Below are 10604 nucleotides of genomic sequence, written 5' to 3' on the forward strand. Positions count from 1 at the left end.
ACGGCTACAATAATCACATCCTGCTGAAATTGCTTTCCTTTAAAATGATTCATCGTCATTCCTCCTGCTATCTTTTTCTATTATTCTACCTTATTTGATAGTAGATTTAAAACTTTGCAACAGAACCTTCACGGTGATGAAATTATTTTAAGACCATCTACTAATAAAACTTATACTGTGTTGCCAACTAACTCTTCAAAGTATTTAGCGCTAGATGAAAATAGTACTAAATCAGATTTTGAAAGATTATATTTAGAAGATGACGGATCAATCTTGTTAACATATGGGTTGAAAAAAGATGAGGTTAAAAATCAATCAGTTAGTGATGATACATATAGTATTCTTTCAGAGGATAAAACAGCAGTTAAAACGTTTGATGAAGCAAAAAAAGAGATGCAGCCTACCAAAGATACTAGAGCCTTGTTTAAAACAGTTGATACTTTTGGAGAATGGGTATTAGCTCATATGTATCAATCAAAATCCAATGGTTATTCATATCGTGTATTATCGGATGAAAATACAGAGGGTGATTATCGATACAGTGTTAATATTTATGTGCCAGGTTTTGAAAAAGCACCTGGAACAACCATTGCGATTGATTATGATGGCAATATGTATAATGATATGCCAAGAGATGGTCAACCTAGAAATTTAAGTCGTGATACAAGTTGGGATCAAATATTAGACACAGATATTGCAGCGGGGGAAATAGTTAAATCACCAGCTAATAAAGGAAAAGAAAAGTTACAAGAGATGGTAGGTAAGTGGGGAGTTGTACCAGGAGATAGTTTCTTTACAATTGTTTCAGATAGTGAAGTGGAAATCTTCAGAGGACCAGGTGAACCAATTGAGAAAAAACAAGTGGAAGAGGTAACACTTGATGGAAATACACTAACCATTGTTTTGACAGATAAAACTATGACGTTAGAATTAATTGATGATCAAACGATTAAAATGGGAGAAACAACGTATAAGAAAATTGAGTAAGACCTGCTATATGAATTACTGTAAGAGTTTATTAAATCATTTATCTATCAATATTTATTGAGAAAACGACTCTGTATTAACCAGTCTGTAGGATATTTATTGACAGGAAGAATGTTCTTTAACACGCAAAAGACGATAGATGAAGAGTAATCATTATTCAAATGTAAATGGAATTAATTGATTGAACTAAGAGTTTTTGGGATGATGTCTATCTTAGTTTTTTATTAGTTATTATGAGGTAGCTATTAATCTATTTTTTTAAGTATAGGTATCTTGTCTTTTTTGTTCTATTTTAGTGTATAATTAATTACATATTTATCAAAAAAATATAGAATTATATTAATCATAAAAGATACATGAGGTTATCCGAAATGAAAAAGAAAAAACGTGTGAGGATATCTAAAACAAAGAATAAAAAATATAAGAAACTAAGTAAATCTTGGAAACGATTTATTATTTCATTTTTTCTAATAATTAGTTTAGTCAGTGCCTATTTATTTTTCAAAGCATATCATTATATTAATGATATACCTGAGGCACAAAATATCACTCAAGAAGAGATCTATCTTCTCACTAAGATTGAAGAGACAGATACCAGATTAATAAGAGCTTTAAAAAATAATGCATTTGAGTCTTGGTTATATGAAGCAAATGATGAAAAAGTTAAACAACTATCTAAAAATGAAGCATCACTATTAGAAGTAATGGAGGGAAAAACAGCTATTTCAGATATTGATGCTACTATGGTGAATCTAAGGAAACATATCGACATTATAGAAGATGAAGATATTGAAGAATTGTATATTATGTACTACAGAAGTGTCCTACCGAGACAATATAATAAATTAAGGGATATCTTTCAAGAAGCAACTGTTACAAATGCTGAAAAGATGAGTACAGATGGACAAGAATTACTAGATTTATTGAACAAAATATATAATCAAGAAGGGATGCTAACAGTCACAAATGAGCAAAGCTTTCAAAAATCTGTTAGTTTATTAGATGAAATAAATGACAATATAATTGAAGCGAATAACATTAAACATCAAGTTTATTCTTATCGTAATCTTTTAGAAGCTATACCCGCACCGAATACTAAATTTGGAATGGAACTAAGTGGATATGTTGGTTTGGCAAATAATTATCTTCAGTCAAAAACTATGGAAGAGGAGTTTAAAAGAAAATATAGTGACCTTCAATCTAATTTAGAAACTAACGAGAAACTAATTAAAAAATCAGTCGACATGCCAGATTTAGTTGGGATGACTGTTAGAGAAGCTAAGCAAGAAATGAACCAATTAAACTTAAATTTAAGTATACAAGGTTATACTAACACGACGTATAAAAATGGTGAAACAGCCCCTGATGATATCCGTGATACGGAAAGTTGGGATAGGGATGAAAAAGATAAAATTTTAAAACAAGAACCTTCACCTCAAACCTATCAATTTATTGTTAAAGGATCTACCATCCAAGTAGTAGTGGAGAATCAACCTATTGTCAAAAAAGCATTTTCTTCAGAATCGAGTAGCTTGTCTACTTCGTCTTCTACCTCTACTTCTATCTCTTCGACAACTAGTGAAACTACCTCACCCAGTACAGAGGAGACAACAGAATCAAGTGATTAATCATGTTGTTATTTATAAACAGTATGGTTAATAAATAGGAAAAAGGAGGTCTACAATGTCTAAAAAAAAGTTTCTAAGAAACGTTCAACGTTTCTTAATCGTCGCCATTTAGCCGTAATCATTTTAGGGATGGTAGCCATGATGATGATATTATCTATGTCGATAGGAACTTATATTATGAGCAAACGATATAGTCCTTATAGTTCTTTACTTGAAATTCAAAACATTGATGATAAGATTACACAATCTTTCATTATTTTAGATAAAAATGGTGAACCATTAGATAAAAATAATGTCGTCGTTAAATTTGATCCAGTTCAACACAATCCAACTTGGAATGTGAATCAATTATATTTAGATACACTACTAGCAGTAGAAGATGCTTCTTTTTATACTAGAAAAACAAATGGCTTTTCTATCAAAGACACAATGGGGGCAGTAGTTTCTCAAGTTAGAAAGAAATTAGGGAAAAAAGTTGTTTCTAGAGGTGCTTCAACCATTGAGCAACAATTGGTTAAAATCATGGTGTTTGGTTCAAACAATAAAAATTCATTGTCAGATAAGATTATTCAATTAATTGATGCTAGAAAATTATCATTAAAATATAATCGTGATGAGATTTTAAAAGCGTATTTAAATGAATTACGTTTAACTCCTAATACTGTAGGAGTTAGAGCAGCATCAATTGAGCTATTTGGTAATGATATGTCTAATATAGATAAGAATGACCCAAAACAAGTCGCTCAAATGGCTTATATGGCTGGTTTAGGTCAATCTCCTTCAGTCTATGTTCAAGACTTTGAAAAAAGTGGAAAGGAGCGGACTCTTACTGTTCTATCTATTATGAAAGACAAAGAACTCATTAGTAAAAAAATATATGAGCAAACAGTAGACATGGTTAAAAGTGAAAATGAAGAGTTTACATTAAAAAGATACAAACAACAAAGCACACCCAAAGAATATCAATCTTACGTTTCAAAAGTTAAAGATGAACTAAGCAGATTAAATTTACCGCAAAATACAACGATTACAGTCAAAACTTATGCAGATAGTCATCAATTAAAAGAATTGCACAATATAGTAGAGGGAACTTATCCTCAAGATGACCGATTACCTAATGGCTATATTGAGCATAAAGAAAGTTTGACTGCTCTTTCAGTAGTAGACACGAAAACAGGACACATCCTTGGTCTTGCAACTAATTCAGATAACCCACTCATTCCATATACTGCAACACGTTCATCAGGCTCTACGATTAAACCTTTACTAGATTATGCTCCAGCCGTTGAGTATGCTGGACTGACACCAAATACGAGGCAAAATGGGAGTTCTTTCACAGTAGGCGACTGGAAAGTTAATAACTATGGCAATCAAAATTTTGGTCAGGTAAGTGCTTCTTTTGCTTTAGGCTTATCACTTAATACGGCTGCAGTAGAAGCATTTCAAATGACAAATGACCAACAAAAAAACAGCATGATGGAACCTTTGGGTTTGGCATCTTATAACCCAAAAGGCTCAACTTACACAGCAGAGCAAGCAATTAATTATCCAACGAATGTTTTAGCATTGTCATCTGCATTTAGCGTTTTTGGAAATGACGGCGTTCGAGTTGAACCTACAACTATTGAAAGTATTGAAACGGACTCTGTCAAAATAAAACTTTCTGATGTTGAAAGCGAGCGAACGATGAGTTCAAGCACGACCAAAACTATGGTGAGTATGCTAAAAGAAGTGACTGGAGAGAATGGATCAGAGCCGTATGCTGGACCTAAATATACAGGTTTTAGTCAAGATACTTATGTGATGAAGTCAGGTTCAAGCAATTTTGAGAGTTCTGTACCAAACAGTCAAACTAAATCTCCAGATTCGCTTCTGGTGATGGCATCACCTGAGATTTCAATTGCTACGTGGCTAGGAAGTCCAACCTATGTTGATGCGACTTATGCACCAACGACTTATCCACATGAGACAGCAAATCAAGGAAGAGTATATTTAATGAATAGTGCTTTTAAAGTCATGATGAATGGTAGAGAAGCTAAATCATTTGAATTTGGAAATGAAGTTTTCAAAAGTAACCAACAATCTAATCCACTTATTCCTAAACTAGACACTTTATCTGATACTGATTTAGACAAATTAAAGATACAAAATAAGAAAATTGATGAAAAAGATATAGACAAATATCATTCCCTTGAAGAAGATTATTTAAAAACAAAAGAAATATTAGATCAAACGTATCAAGATTAGGGGAATATAAATTTTACATGATGATGATAAAAACTATCTCTGTTGATTTCTATTACATGAATTCAGCGGGGATATTTTTTATATTTATCTTATCTTTGATATACTGTTTTTATGAACTTTTTTTCTATCATCATGAAACTATCTATGTGATTAAGTACCTATATTTAAAATGATAATAATTTGCTTAAACCAACAGATTTTAGTATGATTCTATGAATAATTGCAAAAAATACAAGCATGGCTGAATAAGAAAGGGGAAATAGTTTGTTAACAAGAGAAAAAATCAAACAATTACCAAAAATAGAGTTACATTGTCATTTAGATGGTTCGATTTCAATGGAAACTTTAAAGAAACTAGCAATTAAAGAAAAAATTCCATTAAAGGAATTAGATAAGGTCGTAGCACCTAAAAAATGTCTAGATTTGAGAGAATACTTGGAGAGCTTTGATAGTGTGTTGGCATTACTTCAAAATGAAGAAAATCTAGAAATAGCGGCTTATGATTTAGTTAAACAAGTTGGAGAAGAAAATGTTCGTTACATAGAGATTCGGTTTGCTCCACTACTCCATCAGCGAAATAACTTAAGTGTTGAGCAGATTATTCAAGCTGTGATGAAAGGGATAGATAAGGCTCAGGAGGAAGTTGATGTACAAGTTAACTTGTTAGTATCTGCTATGAGGCACCATCAAACAACAAAGAATATGGAGCTTGTAGATAGTATTAATCAGTTAAAAGATAAACCAGTTGCTGGGTTTGATTTTGCTGGGGATGAGAAAGCTGTATCAAATAGACAAATCAAGGAGGTTGTTTCTATTGCGACACAATCAAAGTTGAATATAACTTTGCACTCGGGAGAATGTGGCTGTATTCAACATGTGATTGAAGCAATCGAGATGGGAGCAACGAGGATTGGTCATGGTGTGGTTATTAAAGATAGTGTCGAAGCAATGGAATATTGTGCTAATCAGCATGTCTTATTGGAATTATGTCCTACTAGTAATATTCAAACTAATGCTATAGAAACATGGGAAGAGTACCCTTTTAGGTTATTTTTAGATCATCATATTTTATGTTCTATAAATACGGATAATCGCACAGTCTCTAATACGAATTTGACTAATGAGTTTTTTTTATTAGCAACCTATTTTGATCTTACATTAGCTGAGATGAAACAATTGAATTTAAATGCTGTAGAAGCATCTTTTTCAAGTGCGGAAGTAAAAGAAAGGTTAAAAAATATGATACATAGAGAGTATATATATTAATGAGTTTATTTTATGTATTATCTACTGATGAATGGTTATAAATTGAAACCTGTCTACTTTTCTATGGAGGAAGTATTGGATAATTATGTAAACATAAAAGAAATTAATAAAGTAGAAGTTGAAAAAGATTTGATAAAACCGTATGTGTATCATTTTAATATGTATATCGATAAGCAATCGAAGTCTTATATCGTTGAAGCTACTTCTATACCTTATCAATCTGGGAAATTCTCCAATATGATAAGGATTTTAATGTTTTATTGAATATGGCAGACAAAGATAATTGGTCAAAACAAGGAGCTAAAAATTTACAAAATCATTTTGATGCACGAAAATACTCTACTTTAAAGAATGCATATAAAAATTTATCCAAATGGTTGCTCATACTTATTATATTGTTTTGCTTGAGCCTTTTATTTTATCTATTGCTCATTTTATTTAGATAACCATTTTGTTCAAAAAGTGATAGAAACTATGATATTTAAATAAAAAAGTCAGATAAATCAACCATTGATTTATCTGACTTTTTTATAAATTATTAACTTTTTATTATTTTGGATAATTTAGTATAAAATTTAAGCATCTAAATAGAAATAGATGTCTTTTTTATCTTCTTTAGTAGTTCTTTAATATACTTTAGTGTCAAGTACGCCTATATTAAAACCGCATTTTAGGTAGAACAGACAAGCTGATAGATTATTATCCTGCCCTTGAGTATAAATACCTTTATAACCTTGATTTAATACCAATGATAATCCTCTTTTTATTAGTTGTTTCACAATTCCTTGTTGACGATAGTTCGAATTAACTTTTAAATCACACAAATACATGTATTTAAAGAATCCTTTTTTAAAATAGCCAAAAAATGTTCTTTCTTTTAATTTATTATAGAAATACTGTTTATCAGGAAAATAGAGAGTTTCTTTTTTAGGTTAGTTTAAGTTTTTAACGCTAAAATGTGTCTTAAGTTAAATAACTATAATTTATTAGGGAGGAACTTATAATGAAATCTATAAAAAAATGGTTGTATATTGGATGAGCATGTTTCATTATTATTGGGACAATTTTCTTTACCCAAATCAATTTAACTGCTAAAGATGATTCGTCTGAATCAATTAAAAGTATTGTCACAAGTGCTATATCAACTTCTACTAAAGATAGTCAAACTGGAACAAATGAGGTTGATTTAGATAATGGAGACGAAGACATTGATTGGGATAGTCTGCCAACTAAAAAAATAACCTTAAATAATGAAACTCTTAATATAACTGAAGCTGGCACATATGAGTTAACAGGTTCATTAATAGCTGGAGTTCATATTAATATGGAGTGAAATGTACGCCTTATTTTAAATGGTGTTACAATTAAAAGTAATGAAGGAGAAGCTATTTACGTAGAGCAAGCTAAAAATACAGTTATTGAATTATCTGAGGGTAGTAATAACACATTAGAAGATTCGGCAACACGAAGTGATGAGAGTATTGATGGTACAATTTATTCAAAAGATGACTTAATTTTTACGGGGACTGGAACCCTAAATGTTGTGTCCAATTTTGCTGACGGTATTGTATCGAAAGATGATTTGAAATTTATTTCTGGTAATTACATTATAAAAAGCGAAGATAATGCTATACATGCAGAGGAAAAAATGGTGATAGATAATGGTACTATTGACATTCAAATTAGTGTAGAAGGATTAGAGGCAACCTTGATGCCAATTAATGGTGGTAATATCACAATAAAAGCGTCTGACGATGCTATTAACGCTGCAGCTTCTAATTTTTCAGAGCCTATCATAACCATCAATGATGGAACAATTGATATCACGGTGGGAGAAGGCGATACGGACGCGATTGATTCAAATGGAGACATAATTGTAAATGGTGAAGAAGTTAATAAGATTCCTGAGAATATGATGGGAGGCGGTGCAAGAATGGGGGGTGGCAGACACTAATTATTTTAACCATTAGCCGAATAATAAAAATAATGAAAAATCGATTATCCAATACGATAATCGATTTTTTATTTCTTTTATGTTTGTTTTGAAATATAAAAAATATATAAAAAAAAATAATCTCTTTTAGATTTAAATTTTTGTTTGTTTTTGAATTAAGATGTAAAATAAGTCTTATAACTAGGAGAGGTGGAATGAATGATGGGAAAAACAAAAGCATCTGATATCATGATGGAAGTTATGGAATCTTGGAATATAGAGCGTGTATATGGTTTACCGGGCGATTCGGTGGATACAACAGTTGATGCCCTTCGAAAAAAGAAGAATGAAATAGAATTTATTCAAGTTAGACATGAGGAAGTAGCCTCTTTAGCGGCGGCCAGTGAAGCGAAGTTGACAGGTAATATTGGCGTTTGTCTATCAATTGGCGGACCTGGTGCTATTCATCTTTTAAATGGTTTATATGACGCTAAAATGGATCATGTCCCAGTATTAGCTATTGTAGGACAAGTAAGTTCCTCTTTAGTTAATTCAAATTTCTTTCAAGAAGTAGATACAACAGAGATGTTTCAAGATGTTGCTGTTTTTAATAAGATGGTACAATCAGCAGAGTCTCTACCTCGCCTATTAGATGAAGGAATTCGTACAGCTATTAATCAACATGGTGTTGCAGTGTTAACAATACCAGATGATTTACCAGCTAAAATGATTCCAAATACATATAAAAATGTTACTGGGAAAGAAAATATTTTTAAAACACCAGCCATTGAAAAGCAAGACATTGAAAAAGTTATTCAATTACTTCAAGAAGCTCAGCATCCAATCGTATTATCCGGAGTTGGTGCAAAAAATAGTGGTAAAGAATTAAAGGATTTTATTGAAAAAAATCATTTACCAATCATTCAAACGATGCCAAGTAAAGGTACTATAGCTGATAATCATCCAAATTCTTTAGGAAATGTTGGTAAATTAGGAACAAAACCAGCGTATGAAGCAATGAAAGAGGCAGATTTAATCTTATTGCTTGGAACGAACTATCCTTATGTGGATTATTTACCTAACAAAGGGTGTCGCGGTATTCAGGTAGATATTAATCCCGATGTGATGGGTACTAGATTCCCATTAGATGTAGCAATAGAAGCTGACGTGAAAGATTTTTTAGAGGCTATCTTGTCATATGGTGAGGTATACAAAAATGATCGCTTTTTATTAGCTTGCCAACAAACTATGAGTCATTGGAATAATTGGATGGAAGAAGAGAGAAGTAGAAAAGGAGAAATTATTCATCCTGCGTTTCTTATGGATTCAATTGAAAAAATAGCTAAAAAAGATACCATTTTCTCAATTGATGTTGGGACATCTACCTCATGGGGAGCAAGATTCCTAAAGGTGCAACCAACTCAATCTTACCTTATTTCAGCATGGTTAGGAACGATGGGGTGTGCCCTACCAGGAGCATTGGCTGCTAAATTAAATTACCCAGAGAGACAAACTATTTCAATCGCAGGAGATGGGGCATTTTCTATGGTGATGCAAGATTTTGTAACAGCAGTAAAATATAAGTTGCCCTTTGTTCAATTTGTCTTAAATAATCAAAAACTTGCTTTTATTGAATATGAGCAACAATCAGCTGGTCAACTTAATTATGAGATTGATTTACATGATATAGACTATGCTAAGGTAGCTGAGGCATGTGGAGGGGTAGGTTATACTGCCCGTACACCTGAAGAATTAGAAAAGTTACTCCCTACTTTAAAAGAAGTGACTATTCCAACTCTAGTCAATGTTTATGTAGCAGATGATGCACCATTACCAGGAAAAATTGTTTGGGATGAAGCAAAAGGGTATGGAAAATTTTCTGTTGAATCGATTGTTCAAGAGCATAAAATGCCAACATTACCGCCATTAAAAGAGATTATACGTCAATTTTTTTAATAAATGGCAATAAAAAAACTACTCATTATCATAATGAGTAGTTTTAGAGTGAAGACAAACTAATTACTCATTAAGAGTAATTGGATTGTCTTTTTTATATTCTATGATTAATGTAGGTAAAAAATTAAAAATAGACAAAAAAATAGAGCCCTCTAGGTCTCTTAATTTAAGCATTTTTGCTAATTTTTTTATATTAAGACATGCGAAAGTAAGCCCAATTTTCATGTGCATTTTTTCTTTACCTATTAAGTTGGTATAACGTAATCCATGAAATTCTTTGGCTGTTCCAAATAACCTTTCAATCATCTGTTTACGATTATTATAGATAGATTTCATTCCAATGGAATGACGTACGTCCTCACATCGTTCCATATCATCTTCCCATAAATGACGTTGAACTTGTTTTCTCTTATCCTTTGATTGCGTACATTTATTTATTAAAGAACATGTCATACAATCATGAGGGTTACTTTTATATTCTCGATAACCATCTCGATTAGTTGTCGTATAAGTTAATGTTTTCATATTGGGACAAATAGATTGATCATAGTATTCGTCATAAACATAATCATATTTTTTGAAAAAAC

The 10604-nt window shown here is 31.6% G+C and carries 6 protein-coding genes and 1 pseudogene; 6 read left to right on the forward strand and 1 reads right to left on the reverse strand.

Annotation, left to right across the window (positions count from 1 at the left end; genetic code table 11):
* Positions 1-114: 114 nt before the first annotated feature.
* The 6 genes from MN581_RS09765 to MN581_RS09790 all read left to right on the forward strand — a co-directional run bounded on the left by MN581_RS09765 (position 115) and on the right by MN581_RS09790 (position 10017).
* Positions 115-987, forward strand: coding sequence for a hypothetical protein (locus tag MN581_RS09765; protein ID WP_241699688.1), 873 nt, complete (start codon positions 115-117; stop codon positions 985-987).
* Between the two features lie 371 nt (positions 988-1358).
* Positions 1359-2615 (forward strand): PASTA domain-containing protein, encoded by a 1257-nt coding sequence (locus tag MN581_RS09770; RefSeq protein ID WP_241699689.1) that lies wholly within the window; start codon positions 1359-1361, stop codon positions 2613-2615.
* Between the two features lie 138 nt (positions 2616-2753).
* Positions 2754-4862, forward strand: coding sequence for a transglycosylase domain-containing protein (locus MN581_RS09775; protein ID WP_241699690.1), 2109 nt, complete (start codon positions 2754-2756; stop codon positions 4860-4862).
* A gap of 264 nt (positions 4863-5126) precedes the next feature.
* Complete coding sequence (gene add / locus MN581_RS09780) at positions 5127-6128, forward strand: adenosine deaminase (protein WP_241699691.1); 1002 nt, start codon at positions 5127-5129, stop codon at positions 6126-6128.
* A gap of 1345 nt (positions 6129-7473) precedes the next feature.
* Positions 7474-8082 (forward strand): carbohydrate-binding domain-containing protein, encoded by a 609-nt coding sequence (locus tag MN581_RS09785; RefSeq protein ID WP_347247406.1) that lies wholly within the window; start codon positions 7474-7476, stop codon positions 8080-8082.
* Positions 8083-8283: 201 nt separating this feature from the next.
* A complete protein-coding gene (locus MN581_RS09790) occupies positions 8284-10017 on the forward strand; it encodes a pyruvate oxidase (protein ID WP_117973526.1) in 1734 nt (577 codons plus the stop codon).
* Between the two features lie 59 nt (positions 10018-10076).
* Here MN581_RS09790 and MN581_RS09795 read toward each other — a convergent pair.
* Positions 10077-10604 (reverse strand): annotated as a pseudogene (locus MN581_RS09795) (transposase); the annotation flags it as partial.

The sequence above is a fragment of the Vagococcus sp. CY53-2 genome (assembly GCF_022604695.1).
Classification (GTDB): domain Bacteria; phylum Bacillota; class Bacilli; order Lactobacillales; family Vagococcaceae; genus Vagococcus.